The organism is Drancourtella sp. An57, assembly GCF_002161525.1.
In the GTDB taxonomy this organism is placed as follows: domain Bacteria; phylum Bacillota; class Clostridia; order Lachnospirales; family Lachnospiraceae; genus Sellimonas; species Sellimonas catena.
Genome location: NZ_NFHY01000010.1, coordinates 1 through 17,861 on the forward strand (window position 1 = coordinate 1; position 17,861 = coordinate 17,861).

Annotated in this window: 12 protein-coding genes and 2 pseudogenes; all 14 read left to right on the plus strand. The window is 48.6% G+C overall.

Translation table 11 applies throughout. The annotated features are described in order from the left end of the window. Positions 1–102: 102 nt before the first annotated feature. Positions 103–1,137, plus strand: coding sequence for a carbohydrate ABC transporter substrate-binding protein (locus tag B5G11_RS09440; protein WP_343215494.1), 1,035 nt, complete (start codon positions 103–105; stop codon positions 1,135–1,137). Between the two features lie 70 nt (positions 1,138–1,207). Beyond that, positions 1,208–2,170, plus strand: coding sequence for a sugar ABC transporter permease (locus B5G11_RS09445; RefSeq protein ID WP_087253092.1), 963 nt, complete (start codon positions 1,208–1,210; stop codon positions 2,168–2,170). A gap of 3 nt (positions 2,171–2,173) precedes the next feature. Next, a complete protein-coding gene (locus B5G11_RS09450) occupies positions 2,174–3,019 on the plus strand; it encodes a carbohydrate ABC transporter permease (protein ID WP_087253094.1) in 846 nt (281 codons plus the stop codon). Between the two features lie 121 nt (positions 3,020–3,140). Continuing rightward, the gene (locus B5G11_RS09455) at positions 3,141–5,585 is read left to right on the plus strand and encodes a glycoside hydrolase family 3 protein (RefSeq protein WP_204229592.1); all 2,445 of its coding nucleotides are present in this window, start codon (positions 3,141–3,143) and stop codon (positions 5,583–5,585) included. Then, complete coding sequence (locus tag B5G11_RS09460) at positions 5,582–9,037, plus strand: carbohydrate binding domain-containing protein (protein WP_087253098.1); 3,456 nt, start codon at positions 5,582–5,584, stop codon at positions 9,035–9,037. Before B5G11_RS09455 ends, B5G11_RS09460 begins: the two co-directional genes overlap by 4 nt. 196 nt (positions 9,038–9,233) lie before the next feature. After that, positions 9,234–9,815, plus strand: a complete 582-nt coding sequence (locus B5G11_RS09465; protein ID WP_087253100.1) for a hypothetical protein — start codon at positions 9,234–9,236, stop codon at positions 9,813–9,815. Continuing rightward, entirely contained in the window at positions 9,802–10,104 is a 303-nt protein-coding gene (locus tag B5G11_RS09470) for a transposase family protein (protein ID WP_087253102.1), read from the plus strand. The genes B5G11_RS09465 and B5G11_RS09470 overlap by 14 nt, the downstream gene beginning before the upstream one ends. After that, a pseudogene (locus B5G11_RS09475) lies at positions 10,094–10,933 on the plus strand (ISAs1 family transposase); the annotation flags it as partial. The gene B5G11_RS09470 and the pseudogene B5G11_RS09475, both read left to right, overlap by 11 nt. Before the next feature lie 374 nt (positions 10,934–11,307). After that, on the plus strand, positions 11,308–13,605 hold the full coding sequence (locus tag B5G11_RS09480) for a cation-translocating P-type ATPase (RefSeq protein ID WP_087253106.1): 2,298 nt from the start codon (positions 11,308–11,310) through the stop codon (positions 13,603–13,605). Positions 13,606–13,633: 28 nt separating this feature from the next. Next, positions 13,634–14,250: pseudogene (locus B5G11_RS09485) on the plus strand (response regulator transcription factor). Between the two features lie 21 nt (positions 14,251–14,271). Further along, complete coding sequence (locus B5G11_RS09490; protein ID WP_087253108.1) at positions 14,272–15,138, plus strand: EamA family transporter; 867 nt, start codon at positions 14,272–14,274, stop codon at positions 15,136–15,138. 44 nt (positions 15,139–15,182) lie between these two features. Beyond that, complete coding sequence (locus B5G11_RS09495) at positions 15,183–16,016, plus strand: undecaprenyl-diphosphate phosphatase (RefSeq protein WP_087253110.1); 834 nt, start codon at positions 15,183–15,185, stop codon at positions 16,014–16,016. A 167-nt stretch (positions 16,017–16,183) separates the two neighbouring features. After that, positions 16,184–16,375, plus strand: a complete 192-nt coding sequence (locus B5G11_RS09500; protein WP_087253112.1) for a hypothetical protein — start codon at positions 16,184–16,186, stop codon at positions 16,373–16,375. Positions 16,376–16,893: 518 nt separating this feature from the next. Continuing rightward, the gene (locus B5G11_RS09505) at positions 16,894–17,649 is read left to right on the plus strand and encodes a PEP/pyruvate-binding domain-containing protein (RefSeq protein ID WP_087253114.1); all 756 of its coding nucleotides are present in this window, start codon (positions 16,894–16,896) and stop codon (positions 17,647–17,649) included. Positions 17,650–17,861: the final 212 nt, after the last annotated feature.

Consider the following 17,861-nt stretch of genomic DNA (forward strand, 5'->3'; position numbering starts at 1 on the left):
TATAGATGGTTTTTCGTCAATTCCATTATACCAAACGGGACAGGTTTATGCCTTTTTTATTGGCTGAAATATTGAATTTTCAAGGTTCAACACACCGTATTGGTGTGGGAAGTTTTAGTATATAAGTATACAGATGCAGAAGCAGATGTAGCCATGCCTCTGAAAGATCTCGGGATCGATCCTGATACGGATCTGGCAGACCAGTATGCATTCACCAAGACGACAGCTTCTGACCGTGAAGGAGTCCAGAGAGGTTCCACATGGCAGTGCTGTCCGGGAGTTCTCGTATACCGCAGAGATATTGCCAAGGATGTGTTCGGAACCGATGATCCGGCGGCTGTGGGAGAAAAAGTGAAAGACTGGGATACGCTGAAAGCGACAGCTGAGGAGCTGAAGGCAAAAGGATATTATACATTTGCTTCTTATGCGGATACATTCCGTGTATACAGCAATAATATCAGCGAGCCGTGGGTAGCGGACGGCGAGACAACAGTAAAAATCGATCCGCTGATCATGGACTGGGTAGAGAATTCCAAAGAATGGCTTGACGCCGGATATCTGGACAAGACTGTAAAGGGACAGTTCAACGATGACTGGAACAAGGCGATGGGATCTTCTTCCAAGGTGTTCGCTTTCCTGCTTCCGCCGTGGGGCATTGATTTCACACTGAATCCGAACTGGGACGGAGAAGCCGGCGCATGGGCGGTCACAAATCCTCCGCAGGAATACAACTGGGGCGGTTCTTATATCCATGCGGCAACAGGCACGGATAATCCGGAGCACGTAAAAGATATCATCCTGGCAATGACAGCGGAAAAAGATACACTGCTGAAGATCTCACAGGATTATCTTGACTTTACAAATACGGTAAGCGGTATGGAAGAAGCGGCCGCAGACGATGCATATGCATCTGATTTCCTCGGCGGACAGAATGCGTATGAGTACTATGCACCGGTAGCGGAAAATATAGAGATTGCTCCGCTTTCCGCATATGATCTTGGATGTGTCGAGCTGTTCCAGAACTCATTCAGCGATTATTTCCAGGGTAATGTAGACTTTGATAAGGCAAAAGAGAATTTCGAGACTGCGATCAAAGAACGTTATCCGGATATCACAGAGGTTGAGTGGTCCGAATAATGCAGCAAGCCGGCAGCCCAGCGGACGGACAGTCTGTGCGGCTGCCGGAAATAGAAAGGAATGATACTTTATGAAAAAGAAACGTAAAAGTGTCAGCTATGCCAAGTGGGGATATATTTTTATCCTGCCGTTTTTTATATGCTTTTTGATATTTTCTCTGATCCCGCTGATTGATACGGTCAGATACAGTTTCTTTGAATATTACCGGTCGGGAATCAAAGAAATCGGTCCCAATTTTGTCGGAATGCAGAATTATATCAGCCTGCTGGGCTCTGATATGCTCAAATATGCGGGGAATACCCTGATCCTGTGGGTGATCGGTTTTGTTCCGCAGATCGTGATCGCGCTGCTCCTTGCAAACTGGTTTACGGATATCCGTCTGAAGATCAAAGGCAAACAGTTCTTTAAGGTCGTCATCTATCTTCCGAACCTGATCATGGCGTCTGCGTTTGCCATGCTGTTCTTCGCGATGTTTTCGACCAACGGACCGATCAATTCGATCCTGATGTCTCTGGGATGGATCAGTAAGCCGGTCGATTTCCTCGGCTCTGTGATCGGTACCAGATCACTTGTGGGACTTATGAACTTCCTGATGTGGTTTGGAAATACGACGATCATGCTCATGGCGGCAATCATGGGGATCAGCCAGGATATCTTCGAGGCGTGCGAGCTGGACGGATGTACGAGCGTCAAGAGATTTTTCTATATCACGCTCCCGCTGATCCGTCCGATCCTTGCCTACACACTGATCACTTCGATCATTGGCGGCCTGCAGATGTTCGATGTTCCGCAGATCCTGACGAACGGGCAGGGAAATCCGGACCGTACGTCCATGACGCTGATCATGTTCCTGAACAGCCATCTGAAGAGCAGAAACTACGGCATGGCGGGCGCTTTGTCTGTATACCTGTTTATCGTAAGCGGTATCCTGTGCTTCTTTGTATACAGGATGACGAATGGAAACAACGACGACGGCTATGGCTCGAAAGCGTCGAAACGAAAACTTAAAGATGCGCGGAAAGGGAGGAGATAGGTTATGAAGTCGAAAAAGGCGAAACACAGCCAGACAATACTGGCTTATGTGGTGCTGATACTGTTGTCATTTTTATGCCTGTTCTTCTTTTACATCCTGATCGTAAATGCGACGCGCTCCCATGCGGATCTGCAGAAAGGATTTTCGGCGATCCCGGGAACCTATTTTCTGGAAAATCTGAAGAACGTGGCAAATGACGGAAGCTTCCCGATGTTTAAGGGAATCCTGAACAGCCTGATCGTGTCGACCTGTTCCGCGGCGTTATGTACATATTTTTCATCGCTGACGGCTTACGGTCTGTACGCCTATGATTTTAAGGCAAAAAAGGCTGCGTTTACATTTATCATGGCAATCCTTGTCATGCCGACGCAGGTGACGGCGATGGGATTCCTGCGCCTGATTACAAATATGGGGATGTATGATTCGCTTCTTCCGCTGATCATACCGTCCATTGCGTCACCGGCTGTATTCTATTTTATGTACAGCTATCTTCAGTCGTCTCTTCCGCTGTCGCTTGTGGAAGCGGCAAGGATTGACGGCTCCGGAGAATTCCGGACTTTCAACCGGATCGTGCTTCCGATCATGAAGCCGGCGATCGCGGTGCAGGCAATATTTACATTTGTAAGTTCATGGAATAATTACTTCGTTCCGGCATTGGTCATCCAGTCTAAGGACAAGATGACAGTACCGATCCTGATCGCAACGCTCCGTGGAGCGGACTACATGAACTTTGATATGGGTAAAATCTATATGATGATCACGGTGGCAATCGTACCGATCATTATCGTATATCTGCTTCTTTCAAAATACATTATTGCGGGTGTAACGCTCGGCGGCGTAAAGGAGTAAACGGACAGTAATCCATGAAAGAACCGCCATAGGGGAATCCTTTCAGTATATGCAGGAGAACGCTATGGCGGTCTCTTTATACCATGACTGAAAAATGATGACAGATAAAGAGGTATGAATGATGAAAAATTGGACACACAGCGGCAGCCTGAACCAGGAGCCGTCCGCACGCGAAGAAAAACATAGGGCGCTGGCGAGAAGAGCGGCGGCAGAAGGAATCGTACTCCTTAAAAACGAGGGAGTGCTCCCGCTGAAGACTTCGGCTCCTGTTGCCCTGTTCGGCAGCGGAGCAGAGAAAACAGTAAAAGGCGGCATCGGATCAGGCGATGTCAATAACAGGGAAAATATTTCTGTTTACAAAGGAATAAAAGAAGCCGGGGCATCCGTTACAAATGAAGACTGGATCCGAGATTATGATAAACGTTATAAAGAAGTAAGAGAAGAGTGGAAAGAAAAGATACTGGAGGACGCGCGCCATGTACAGAATCCGTTTGATGCATATGCGGCAAATCCTTTTGTCCTTCCCGACGGCCGCAGGATCACAGAGCAGGATCTGAGAGGAGCCGGGGCAGCCGTCTATGTCATCAGCAGGATCTCCGGAGAAGGAAAGGACCGGAGGCTGGAAGAAGGGGACTATTACCTGAGCGTAAGGGAAAGGGAGGATCTGTTATACCTTGACAGGTTTCAGATCCCGCTGATCCTGATCCTGAATTCCGGCGGGCCGGTTGAGCTGACGGATATCCTGCAGGAAACGGAAAATATCGGCGCTGTACTCAATATTTCGCAGCCGGGGCAGGAAGGCGGACGCGCCGCCGCGGATGTACTCTTCGGCAGGGCGGTGCCGGAGGGGAAACTGACGGCGACGTGGGCGAGGAGATATGAGGATCATCCGTTCCCGGATACATACAGCTATCTAAACGGAGATCTGGAAAAAGAAGTATACAGAGAAGGGATATATGTCGGCTACCGGTACTTTGACAGTTTTGGCGTAAGACCGCTCTGGTCTTTCGGATACGGGCTTTCCTATACTTCGTTCAGACTGGAATTGTGCGGCCTGAAGCAGGAGCAGTCTTCGGTGCGGGCGGAAATATCCGTCACAAATACAGGAAAACGCTATGCGGGGCGGGAAGTGGTGCAGGTCTATGTATCTCTGCCGCACAGCGGGATAGAAAAGGAGAGAAGAAGGCTTGCAGGCTTTGCGAAGACAGAGCGGCTGGCTCCGGGAGAGAGCGGAAAAGTGAAGATAGAGATCCCTCAGAAGCAGCTGGCGGTATTCTCCCAGGAGAGACAGGCATGGATAACAGAAGCAGGGACATACGGCGTCTGGATCGGAAACAGCCTGGACTCTGCCGTACTTTCAGCGTATCTTACAGTCGCCCGGGAGACGGTGATAGAGGAAACACACCGGATCTGCCCGCTGGAGGAGCCGTTTGAAGAGCTGAGCCGGGGAGAAGCCGGAGACAGGGAGAAAGAGAAGAAGGAGACCGGGATACCGGTCTGTGAATTTGTGCCGTGCCGTGAACCGGAAATAAAGAATGTGCAGCCGGCAGAAGAACAGTATCCCGTGGAGGAACTGATCCCTCTCCTGTACGGGAATATCACGGCAGGCGCAAGTACGCTCGGATCGGCAGGGATACGGGTGCCCGGATCAGCCGGGGAGACAACAGAGGCTCTGGAAGAAAAGTACCGGATCCGCTCTCTGATCATGGCGGACGGTCCGGCAGGGCTCAGGCTCAGGCAGAGCTATCAGGTCGACCGGGAGACAGATTCCGTATATGGGACCGGTGTTCTCGGATCCCTCGAAAACGGCTTCCTGGAACCGATGGAAATCCATGAAAACGCGGATACATATTATCAGTACTGTACGGCGTTCCCGACAGGCACTGCTCTGGCGCAGACCTGGGATACAGAGCTGCTCGCCGAGTTCGGACGTGCGGTCGCGGAGGAGATGCGGGAATTCCATGTCGATCTCTGGCTTGCGCCCGGCATGAATATCCAGAGGAATCCTCTCTGCGGACGTAATTTTGAATATTTTTCGGAAGATCCCTTCCTCTCGGGCACACTTGCCAGCGCGGTCACCCGGGGCGTGCAGGAACATACGGGATGCGGTGTGACGATCAAGCATTTTGCCTGCAATAATCAGGAGGATAACCGGATGGGAGTGGACTCCTGTGTCTCTGAGCGGGCGCTCCGTGAGATCTATCTGCGGGGGTTTGAGATCGCGGTAAAAGAGAGCGCGCCGGCGGCGATCATGTCTTCCTATAATCTGATCAACGGAGTCCACGCGGCAAACAGCCGTGACCTGTGCACGGTTGCCGCCCGGGAGGAATGGGGATTTAAGGGGGTGATCATGTCAGACTGGAATACGACAGTACCGGAAGACGGTAGTATCCCGTGGAAATGCGCGGCCGCCGGAAATGATATCATCATGCCGGGGAACCGGCGGGACGACGCGGACATCCGCCGGGCGTATGAGAGGGGTGAACTGTCAGAAAAACAGATCCGCGAGTGTGCGGGAAGAATCTTAGCGTTAGTGAAAAAACTGAATGAGGAGACGCAGAAATGAAGAAAACAAGAAGGGCGGCAGCCGTTATACTGGCGGCAGCCACTGCAGTACTGATGGCGAATACTGCGGTAATGGCAGAAACAAAAGCCGCAGGGCCGGAAATTTCCATCGAGACAGACCGGACGGAATACAGCAGTACAGACCCGATCAATGAGACGGTAAAAATCTACAATGCGTCGGACGATATATTGACCGATATTGTGATCAGCGGAAGTATTCCCGAAGGGTATCAGACGGAGGACGGCGTCGCCTCGCCGGATCAATGGGAGATGAAGACCGGCGACGTGGGAAGCGGCAGGACAGGAGAATGTACGGTCAGGCTGGTCAGAAAGACTTCCGGGACAGATCAGGAGCAAGGCGGTGCGCAGATCCCGGGAGGAACTGATACAGACAGGCCGGACAAAGATACAGATCCCGGGAACCGGCCGGACAGCGATGGAACCGGCGATAAGGAAACCGTACAGACAGGCGATACGGCCAATATAATCCCGTGGTGCATCGCAGGCGCCGTAAGCTTCTGTGTTATCATTGCCGCAGTAAGAAAGCGGAAAGGCAGGCATTTACTTTCCCTGCTGCTTGTGGCTGCAATGGCCGGCACGCTTCTTCCGGCTTCCCTGACGGCGAAAGCGGCGGAACCGGGAGCAGAGACGGCGGAAGAGAAAACAGAAGAGGTTACAAAAACGATACTGATAGACGGAGAGGAAGTTACTTTGAAGGCGGAGATTACATACCGGACAGAACAGAAAGCGGAGGAGCAGACAACAGATCTCTCATATGAAGGGTATAACCTGAAATGGGAGGATCAGTTCGATGGAGAGACTCTGAACAGAGACGACTGGAATGTAGAACTGCATGATCCGGGCTGGGTGAATAATGAGCTCCAGTCCTATGTGGATTCACCGGAGAACATCTATATTGAGGATGGAAGCCTTGTGCTGAAACCGGTGGAGACCGTGAATGAAGACGGCAGTGTGTCCTACACATCCGGACGTGTAAATACACAGAATAAACATGATTTTAAATACGGTCTGTTTGAAGCAAGAGTGAAAGTTCCAAAAGGGCAGGGCTTCCTTCCCGCATTCTGGATGATGCCGACAGATGAAAACCTTTATGGACAGTGGCCGAGATGCGGTGAGATCGACATTATGGAAGTACTCGGAAACGATACAGATACTTCTTACGGGACGATCCATTACGGAAATCCGCACAGCGAGAGCCAGGGCAACTATACACTGGAAGAAGGTATGTTCTCGGATGAATATCATGTGTTTGACGTAGAATGGGAACCGGGAAAGATCAGCTGGTACGTCGACGGGAAACTGATCCACACGGAGGATAACTGGTACTCTGCGACAGAAGGACAGGGAGAGATCACATATCCGGCTCCGTTTGACCAGCCGTTCTATATCATCCTGAATCTGGCGGTGGGCGGAAACTGGCCGGGCAATCCGGACGAGACGACTGATATTGCAAACGCCGCATACTATATTGACTATGTGAAAGTTTACCAGAAAGACAGCTACGATGAAAATGTTACAAAGCCGGTTGAAGAAGTGATCCTAAGAGATCCCGATGAAAACGGCAATTATGTTGTGAACGGAGATTTTTCTGTAAAGGAAGACCTGACAGACGAGAAAGACTGGACATTCCTTACTGCGCTGGGCGGTGAAGCCGAAGCCGGAATCGAAGACAATGAAATCGCGGTTACAACAGAAAACGAGGGGACAGTGGACTACAGTGTGCAGCTGGTACAGCCGGATCTTCCGATGAAACAGGGAGGAGTATACCGGCTTACGTTCGATGCATATGCAGATGCAGACAGAACAATGAAAGTAGGCGTATCCGCGCCTGACAGATCGTTCCGGCGTTATCTGGAAGATACGGTGGTAAACCTGACACCGGAAAAACAGACATATACGTTTGAATTTACCATGACAGACAGCGATGATGCGAACGGACGTCTGGAATTCAATATGGGAGCAGCCGGTTCGACGGCAGGGATCCGGATCAGCAATGTTTCATTGAAGAAAATAGATGAGATTGAGATCACCGAAGGAGACAAAGGCATCCTTGCCGACGGCAACTACGTGTATAACGGCAGCTTCCAGGAAGGAGAAGGACGTCTCGGATACTGGGATGTGTCAAAAAGTAGCGGAGCGGAAGTGAGCGTCACGAATGAGGATAATATCCGCAGACTGATGGTAAATGCTCCTGAGGGAACATCGGCAGATCATCCGGTCATCGTATCGCAGAGTGATCTTGCGCTGTCCGCAGGCGGCACGTATGCAATGAGTTTTACGGCGGAAGGTGAACCCGGCAGGGAGATCACGGTAAAAGCCGCCGGACAGGAATACAGCGCCGAAATGAACGGGACAGAGCAGGAATATGACTACAAACTGACTGTGGATACGGAACCGGCAGATACGGATCTTGCATTTATCTTCAAAGAACCGGGACTTTATTATCTTGATAATGTGCGGATAGAAGAAGACAGCCTGATCAAAAACGGAAGCTTTAACGCAGGATTTTCCGGATATGAACCATATGTAGACAGCAGCATCTCATCAGACGTTACTTATGTCGTGGACAGCCTGAATGAGGACAATGCGGCAGACTTCTCGATCAGTAACACCGGGGACGCGGCATGGAAGATCCAGCTGAAGCAAAATAACGTGGAGCTTGAAAAAGGACAGTGGTACAGGCTTTCTCTCGACGCAAAGGCAAGCATACCGAGAAAACTGATGTTTGCGATCCAGAGGGACGGCACTTCTGATGACGACTGGACGCCGTATTCGGGAGAGAAGATCGTAGATCTCGGAACAGATTACAATACATATGAGATCGTATTCCAGATGACGGGCGAGACAGATCCGAAGGCCGTTCTCAGTATATCTATGGGGGCTGTCGATGGGATCCGGATAACAGAAAACCACAGGATCTGCATTGACAATATCAACCTTGAAAAGATCGATGCACCGGATATCGGTGAACAGCCGGTCGGAGAAAATCTCCTTGCGAACAGTGATTTCGCTTCCGGAAGTGAAGGATGGGAAAATGCGGTTACCGCTCCGGGAGCGGCAGAGGTTTCTTTTGAGAACGGCCGTGCAGTATATGATATTACGGATGTGGGAACCGAAGACTGGAACGTACAGCTCAAACAGAGCGGGATCGTTCTGGAACAGGGCGCTCACTATAAAGTTTCGTTCAAAGTAAAATCCTCAGAGGCGAGAACGATCAAGCTTGCCATGCTCAGCCCGAGCTATGCGTGGTACGGCGGAGCGGACATAGCCCTGGAAAAGGATCAGGAGAAAGAGGTCACTGTAGACTTTGTAATGAATGAGACAACGGAAATGAACGCATCTATGGTCATTTCCATGGGGGCGATTGCGGGAATAGAAACTCCTGCATCAATGATCGAGCTGTCGGATTTTTCTCTGGTCAGGACAGAGTAAGATACAGCGCGGCAGCGCCGGAATAACAGCCAGGGTTGTTTCATGAATGATTTTTAAAAGTATAAATCGATCTGATTTTATCGAGGGTTATATATGCTATACATCAGTATATGTAATCCTCGACTTTTTGTTCGAGTAGAGGTATAATGTCTTATATAGTATAGGTATATTCTACCCATGCAGGAAGGAGGATTTTATGCCGGTAACTGAAAAGAAATATCCAGAGTGGGTCCAAAAATATCGGACCAGAGGAACTACAGTAAAGAAAAAAGGGGATTCCTATTATCTTTATAAAAGGACTTCCCGGCGCGTGAAAGGGAAAAAATATCCACAGCCAGTCGATACTTATATCGGCGTGATTACTCCGAATGGAGTGATACAAAGTAACAAAAAGAAAGTTTCTCTGACGGATGCGGAAGTTTGGGAGTACGGCTTTTCGAAAGCCGTCTGGGAATTATGCCCGGATGATTGGAAAAAACCATTAGGCGATGACTGGGAAGATGTCCTCTCCATCATTCTTTTCAAACAGTCCCCAACATCTTATATCCAACGAACCAGAACAATCAAAAAAGAATCGGATTTCCGCTATCAGTTTGCAGCCCAGACAGCCTCCCTGTCGCGACGGATTTATAAAACGTGTGGTGTCGAGCTGGAAGAGCTGCATCAGCTGGAGACCATCTATCTGATATGTCTTGGCAAAACCGAAATCATTTCCAGAATTCATGAAGAACAGCGGGAACTCCTGAGAAAAATACAGGTGGCATTTGATATGTGCTGAAAGAGAATTCCGAACGGCCCCGCTGATCTATTACTTTAGACAGATTCCGGATTATCGGTGTGGCAGGGAGAAAAAGCATGACCTTGCAGAAATGTTGGTGTGTGTCACGATCGGATTTCTTTGTGGCAGAACAACCATCCGCAGGAGTCTGAACTGGTGCAGGAACCATATAGAATGGCTGCGGAAGCACCTGGAACTGAAAAACGGGATTGCCTCTCCGTCAACGATCAGCCGGATGCTGAGCGGGATTGATCCTGGCGCAGCTTCCCATAGACTCAAAGACCAATGAAATTACAGCAATCCCTAAATTGTTAAAACTACTGGATATCAGCGGAAGCACCGTAACGATCGATGCTATCGGTACCCAGACCGCAATCATGAATCAGATCCATGAACAGGGCGGGCATTTTGTCCTGACAGTAAAGAATAACCAGCCAGAGGCCTGCGAAGAAATCCATGCAGTCATGGACCGGTTGGAAAGGGAAACTGCAAAAAAGAAAAAGGGAGAACGTCTGGATCCGGTATTGAGGGAGAGCCTAAAAAACTATGAAGAAGTCAGCCGGACAGAAAAGAACCGCGACCGATATGAACACAGGACTTATCAGATATGCGGAGATGTGTCATGGCTGACAAAGAGTCAGGAAGAATGGAACATGGTGAAAAGTATCGGACGAATCAAGCAGGTAAGGGTACTGGTAGAAAGAGACAAAGAGGGGAATGATATTACGCCGTCATTGGAAGAATTCTTAAAGAAAGGTTCGATGAGAGCCCCGGTTCCGTCTGCGGCAGAAGGAACAGGAAAAGACATCCAGTGTACCGCAATGATATCAGACCGGACCCTTACCGCAGAGAAACTGGGAAGCATTAAAAGAATGCACTGGTCAATAGAGAACCGGCTCCACCATGTATTGGACGATACGTTCAGGGAAGACCGTTCGCCTGCAAAAAAATCCCGAAACAACCTGGCATTAATCAGAAAATATGCGTATAATATCCTGCGCCTGTCAATGCTCGAAGCCGGCATGACAAACATTATGACAGAAATGATGGATTGTTTTTGTGACAATGCCGTCCTGCGAGAACAGTATGTGTTTCAAGGCATAACCGGTTTGTATTGACTATATATAAAGAATAGCTCTAAAAAAAGGCAATGTAAAGAGAAGAGGGGGGAATTTGCGCTTTTTTTCGTATTAAGCTCAACAGAACCGATATAGGAAAATAATTTCAGGTATAGTCCGGTCTGAGTTGTTCATGAAACAACCCTGACACGTCCCCGATAATTGTTGTATGTATGGTTTTTGGCTGATATAATGTGGTTGAAATTGCATTTTTGCATGATTTCTGTTATGATAGAATTCCGTGTGAGTGTGCTTCTGACGGGAGCGGAGAGGACACGGGAAGAGTTTAGAAATTGTTTAAGAATTCATAAAAATTTGTTTAGTCGAAGATGCTAGTCTTTGAGAGAGAAAAGTAGTGCAGGAGGCGTAGTGTGATGAGTGAGAATCTGTCTGGGCTGTCGGCCCGGGAAGTGGAGGAACGGAAGGCCCGTGGTGAGGGTGGTACTGGAGCCGCAAAGATTACGAAAACGAAGCCGCAGATTGTGCGGGAGAATCTTTGTACGTTGTTCAACTTTCTGAACTTTTTAATTGCGGTGCTGCTGTTTTTGGTGGGGGCATATTCGAATATGCTGTTCATCGCGATTATTATTCTGAATATTGTGATTGGGATTGCGCAGGAGTTCAAGGCGAAGAAGCTTGTGGACGAGCTGTCGATTCTGAACCGTCCGACTGTGCATGTGCGCAGGGATAACCGGGAAATGACCGTGGAGATGGAAGAGATCGTAAAGGATGATCTGATGGTGCTTGCCAGCGGTAATCAGATCTGTAATGACGCGGTCGTTGTGGATGGGATGCTTGAGGTCAATGAGTCTCTTCTGACCGGTGAGAGTGATGCTGTTGTCAAGGAACAGGGAGCGGAGCTTTTTTCGGGAAGTTCTGTTATTTCCGGTAAGGCGTATGCGAGAGTAACCCATGTCGGGAATGAAAACTATGCGACGAAACTTGCAAATGAAGTAAAGCAGGAAAAGCAGATTCATTCGGAGCTTCTTGGTTCCATGCGGAAAGTGACGAAATTTACGAGTTTTCTGATTATCCCGCTTGGAATTATCCTGTTCCTGGAAGCGTATTTCCTTAGAAATACTCCGGTTGATGAGGCGGTGATTTCTTCTTCGGCGGCACTTCTTGGTATGCTTCCGAAGGGACTTGTTCTTCTGATATCTGTTTCTCTGGCAGCCGGTGTCATTCGGCTTGCGAGAATGAAAATTCTTGTGCAGAATATTTATTCACTGGAGACGCTTGCACATGTGGATACCATTTGTCTGGACAAGACAGGGACGATCACAGATGGAAAGCTGAGAGTCCATTCGGTGATTCCGCTGACGGATCTGCCGGGCGGCGAGATGGATGCGCTTGTGCAGTCTTATATGGCCGCCAGTGATGACAACAATGCGACGTTTCAGGCGCTGAAAGAAAAGTTTGAGCCGAAAGCGGCGTACCGTCCGGTTCACAAGATCGCATTCTCTTCGAAGAGAAAATGGGGATGCATCAGTTTTGAAGGTGCGGGAAGTATTTTTGTGGGCGCGCCGGAGCGGTTGATGGGAAATCTTCCGGAGAATCTGGAGTGTGAGCTGGAAAAAGGACGAAGAGTGATTATTATCGGATATTCCGGACAGACGTGGGAGAATGATAATGAGCTGCCGGCGGGAATCCGTCCGGTTTACAGTGTGATTCTGGAAGATACGATCCGGAAGAATGCCGAGGAAACGCTTGCGTTCTTTAAGAGAGAGGGCGTGGATGTCAAAGTTATTTCCGGAGACCATGTAAAGACGGTATCGATGATTGCAAAACGTGCCGGACTGGAGAGATGGGAAGATGCCATCGATCTGTCCACGCTTGGCGAAGATCTGGATTATGATATGCTCTGCCGGAGATATGCTGTTTTTGCCAGAGTGACGCCGAAGCAGAAGCAGGAGCTTGTGCAGGCGCTGAAGCGTCAGGGCCATCAGGTGGCGATGACAGGCGATGGAGTCAATGACCTGCTGGCACTGCGTGAGGCGGACTGCTCGATTGCAGTTGCGGACGGAAGTGACGCAAGCCGCCAGATTGCGCAGATAGTGCTTCTGGATTCCGACTTTACGAACCTTCCACATGTTGTGATGGAAGGCCGGAAGGTCATCAACAACGTAACGAGAACAGCGCAGGTATTCTTTATCAAGACGATCTATTCTGTACTGGTATCGTTTTTCTGTCTGATCACGAATAAGGCGTTCCCGTTTATTCCGATTCAGATCACGCTGATCGATGCCTGCATCGAGGCATATCCGTCCTTCGTATCGATTGTGGAGTCGGATATAAGGAGAATCCGCGGGAAATTCCTCCCGACGGCACTTTCCCATGCCGCACCGTTTGGTATTACGGTTGCATGTATGATTGCGGTATTTACGCTGCTTGCGCCGTTTGGCACTGAGGAAAGACAGACGGTGATGTATCTTCTGCTGATTCTGATTTCCATGCTGGCAGTGATCAAGAGCTGTATCCCGCTTACTCCGCTCAGACTGTTTGTCTGCGTGACCATGGTCGGCGGTACGTTCCTGGCTCTTGCACTGTTCCCGTCTCTGCTTGAGATTGTCGCAGTTACCATGCCGATGGCGGTCACGGTTCTGATCGGCGCAGCTGTCTGCTTTGCGGTGATTCTGATTCTGGAGCAGCTGCGGAAGGCAAAAATGAAATAGAGATATGTTTCCCATAGGAGGAACTGATATGACGAAGATTCTGATTGTGGAGGATGATGAAAAAATTGCCTGGCTGGAAAAAGATTATCTGGAGAGCAATGGATATGAAACCGTGTTGTTAGATGACGGGAGATCCGGGATCAGATCGATATTCCGATCCTGATGGTGACAGCCTGCACCGAGGCCGTGGATGTGATCCGCGGCCTCGGACTGGGTGCTGATGACTATATTACAAAACCTTTTGATCCGTCTCAGCTGGTGGCGCGGGTACGCTCCCATCTGAAGCAGTACGAACGGCTGACATCCGGGCGCGGCAGGGAGGAGCGGAACAAGGGAGATAAGATCACGATCCAGGACGTGGTGATCGAGCCAAAGACCTGGAAAGTATGGAAACATGGTGTGGAACTGAAAATCCCGAACCGGGAGTTTGAGCTGCTTCGGTTCCTTGCAGAAAATCCAAATATCGTGTTTTCAAAAGAAGAACTTTTTGAAAAGATATGGGGATTTGAGTATGTATCCGATGCGGCGACGGTATCGGTTCATGTGAACCGTCTGAGAGAGAAAATTGAGGATGATGCCAGAAATCCGAAGATCATCGAGACGGTGTGGGGTGCTGGTTACCGGTTAAATGACCGGGAATCCTGATAGAGAAAGAAGGAATGTCTGATGTGGCTTTTGTATGCTGTGGGTTCTGCTTTTTTTGCGGGGGTCACGTCCATTCTGGCAAAATGCGGAATCAGGAAAACCGATTCTACTGTAGCCACAGCGGTACGGACGATCGTGATCCTGATTTTTTCGTGGGTGATTGTAGGAATTGTAGGATCGGCAGATGAGATTTCATTGATTGATGCGAGAACGCTTGTCTTTCTGATTCTGTCCGGCGCGGCCACGGGAGCATCGTGGCTCTGTTATTTTAAGGCGCTGCAGACAGGGGATATCAACAAGGTTGTTCCGATCGACAAGTCCAGTACAGTGCTGACAATCCTGCTTGCCCTGATCTTTCTGCAGGAAGGAATCTCAATTCCGAAAGCGGCAGCGGTAATTGTGATTGCGGCCGGAATTTTTCTGATGATCGAGAAAAAGGATGTGGAGATTAAAGATTCCAGGGGCGGTGCAGGCTGGATTCTCTATGCGGCAGGATCCGCAGTATTTGCAAGTCTTACGGCGATCCTCGGAAAGGTCGGGATCTCCGGCGTGGAATCCAATCTCGGCACAGCAATCCGTACCTGTGTGGTGCTTGTGATGGCCTGGCTTATGGTGGGAATCCGGAAAAAGCAGCAGGAAGTCCGGCAGATTCCGAAAATAGAGCTGATCTTTATCTGTTGCTCCGGGATCGCTACAGGAGCTTCATGGCTCTGCTATTACCGGGCTCTTCAGGAAGGCCCGGCCAGTATTGTGGCTCCTGTTGACAAGCTGAGCGTGCTTGTGACTGTTGCATTTTCCTACTTTGTATTTGGAGAAAAGCTCAGCAGGAAAGCGGCGGCAGGACTGGTTCTGCTGACTGCAGGCACGATTGCCATGGCAGCACTTTGATACATGAAAAAGAATCAATCAAAAAAGAAACAAGGAGAAAATAAATGGAAATTATAAAAGCAGTTTTGTTTGGAATTGTGGAGGGAATCACGGAATGGCTTCCTGTCAGCAGTACAGGACACATGATCCTTCTGGACGAGTTTGTCAAGCTGAAAGGAAGCGCGGACTTTGTCAATGTCTTTCTTGTTGTGATTCAGCTTGGCGCGATTTTTGCGGTCGTACTGCAGTTCTGGAACCAGCTGTTCCCGTTTCAGTTTAAAGACAAAAACAGACCGGTAATCGAAATGGAGAAAATGATCCTCTGGGGAAAAATCCTTCTGGCCTGCATTCCGGCAGCTGTGATCGGGATTCTGTTTGATGATGTATTTGAAGCAATGTTCTATCATGCAGTTCCGGTTGCGATTGCCCTGATTGTCTTTGGTATTGCGTTCATCGTGATTGAACGCTGGAATAAAGGGAAAAGACCGCGGATGAAGACAGTGGAGGATCTGACAATTTCGGCTGTGCTGATCATCGGGGTCTTCCAGCTGATTGCGGCAATCTTTCCTGGAACCTCCCGGTCCGGTGCCACGATTGTCGGCGCCCTGCTTATCGGTGTATCAAGAAAAGCGGCATCCGAATTTACTTTCTTCCTTGCGGTTCCGGTTATGCTTGGCGCAAGCCTTTTAAAAGTTCTTCAGTATGGATTTGCCTTTAGCGGATCCGAACTGCTGGTGCTTGCGGTCGGTATGATTACCGCCTTTCTTGTGTCTATCGTAGTTATTCGTTTCCTGATGGACTACATCAAAAAGCATGACTTCCAGGCCTTCGGATGGTACCGGATTGTTCTTGGAATTATCGTCCTGCTCTGCAGCATGGCAGGAGTGATTCAGGTATAATAAAAAAACAGATTTTTGTGTTGCCCGGTTTGTACCGGGCAATATTTTATTAAACAGGAAACTTTGTTCTGTAGTTAATAACCGTTTATGAAAAATGCAGTCATTTTGTTCAATTGATACAGGACAAAAAGTAAGTTGCAATTGCAATAGAGCATGGAAGTGGCGGAATGAAAAATAAGATTGCAGGTGCTTTGTTTGGTATGGCATTGGGGGATGCCATGGGAATGCCGGATGCAACGGATATCGCGGCAGATCACATCAAGGAAAGTTATATTGAGATATTGAAAAAACAAAATGATGTAGATTTCGACCATTATATCGAAGTTCTGATGAAAGGACGGGAAACCTTGGCATGTTGAAAATCTGCCGAGGTCCGATGGCTTTTCAATAATCACCTTTTTGTGTAAAGTAAAAATATATAAGAGGGCAATAAAAATCCACTGTATCGATTTCGCATTCGTACAGTGGATTATTTACCTATTCCATCCATGGGTCTTTCCTCCTTGTTTAATTGATATCTATTTAAAACTATCCTTTCTGAATAGTGTTTTCAATAATATTTCGATTACTTTGCCATTGGACTATACCTCGTTTCTTTAAAATTTAAATGTTGAACTTATGTTTTTGGTGGTCCGTCCTCCTTTTCTTTTGATGTCTTAATAATAACTCATAAATCGGGACGTGTCAATATAAAGTCAGAAAAAAATCCATATAAAATAAAAAAACCAGAATAGACAGAAAATAATTATGATAAACAAAGAAAGAGGTTAACTTCGTATTGTCCTGAGGATCAGATTTCCTGTCAGGAAGGACAGCATATCATTTTCGCTGTTTTTAGTTATAGGGACTTCTTGAGAACAGGGAGTTTACCGGTTTTATGCAGAGCGTACTGAAAACACTAGGTCAGGTCTACGGCAATCCGGTGGATATTGAGTATACAGTCAATCTGAATGAAGAAGGCGAGTTCGTAGTCAACCTTCTCCAGTGCCGGCCGCTCTATACGGGGGAGAAGGGAAGCATTACCGGGATTCCAGGACTGCCGGAAAAGGACTGCTTTTTCCGTCTCAGAGATTCTGCCATGGGGACTTCGGAGAAGGAGAAGATCGATGTGGTCATACAGATCGATGCGAAAGCCTACTATGAATATCCTTATGCGCTCAAGTCTCAGGCGGCGGAGGCGGTGGGCGCGGTCAATGCATGGTACAGAGGGAAAGGAAAGAAGATCCTACTTATGACGCCGGGAAGGGTGGGAACTTCTTCACCGGAACTGGGAGTGCCGGTGAGCTTTGCACAGATTTCCGGATTCCGGGGAATCTGTGAAGTCTCGGACAGCCGTGCGGGATATATGCCGGAGCTGAGTTACGGAAGCCATATGTTCCAGGATCTGGTTGAGGCGGGGATATTCTACTGTGCGCTGTGGGGCGATGACAGAACGGAGTATTATAATGAAGAACTGTTTGCCGGGCTGGAGGATCTTTTCCCGAAGATCTGTCCGGACCGGAAGGTGCTTTCAGGTATGTTCCGGGTGACGGAGCCGGAAGATCTGTGGTACTGGAATAATGAACAGACCGGGGAAACTTTGTGCGGTCTGCTGCGCCCTGAGACCAGACGGACTTTTCCTGACCGTAAATGAAACAGACGGTACGGATATGAAAACCGTATGTCCGGTACTGTAAGAGGAGTTTATGCAGATTTTAAATCAGTAAAGAGATAAATTGACATTTTCCTCACTTTGTGTTAATAATTCAATCATGACAAATTGAATGGGATTCCCCTGCCGACAGATGGTCCGTCAGGGGAATCCTGTTTCAAGGTAGATGAAAAAATTTAAGATACATTAAGAAA

Excerpts from the sequence above, each read along its gene's own strand:
- B5G11_RS09480 (WP_087253106.1), top strand. The coding sequence starts at position 11,308 with ATGAGTGAGAATCTGTCTGGGCTGTCGGCCCGGGAAGTGGAGGAACGG.
- B5G11_RS09450 (WP_087253094.1), top strand. The coding sequence starts at position 2,174 with ATGAAGTCGAAAAAGGCGAAACACAGCCAGACAATACTGGCTTATGTG.
- B5G11_RS09455 (WP_204229592.1), top strand. The coding sequence starts at position 3,141 with ATGAAAAATTGGACACACAGCGGCAGCCTGAACCAGGAGCCGTCCGCA.
- B5G11_RS09505 (WP_087253114.1), top strand. The coding sequence starts at position 16,894 with ATGCAGAGCGTACTGAAAACACTAGGTCAGGTCTACGGCAATCCGGTG.
- B5G11_RS09465 (WP_087253100.1), top strand. The coding sequence starts at position 9,234 with ATGCCGGTAACTGAAAAGAAATATCCAGAGTGGGTCCAAAAATATCGG.
- B5G11_RS09445 (WP_087253092.1), top strand. The coding sequence starts at position 1,208 with ATGAAAAAGAAACGTAAAAGTGTCAGCTATGCCAAGTGGGGATATATT.
- B5G11_RS09500 (WP_087253112.1), top strand. The coding sequence starts at position 16,184 with ATGAAAAATAAGATTGCAGGTGCTTTGTTTGGTATGGCATTGGGGGAT.
- B5G11_RS09495 (WP_087253110.1), top strand. The coding sequence starts at position 15,183 with ATGGAAATTATAAAAGCAGTTTTGTTTGGAATTGTGGAGGGAATCACG.
- B5G11_RS09460 (WP_087253098.1), top strand. The coding sequence starts at position 5,582 with ATGAAGAAAACAAGAAGGGCGGCAGCCGTTATACTGGCGGCAGCCACT.
- B5G11_RS09490 (WP_087253108.1), top strand. The coding sequence starts at position 14,272 with ATGTGGCTTTTGTATGCTGTGGGTTCTGCTTTTTTTGCGGGGGTCACG.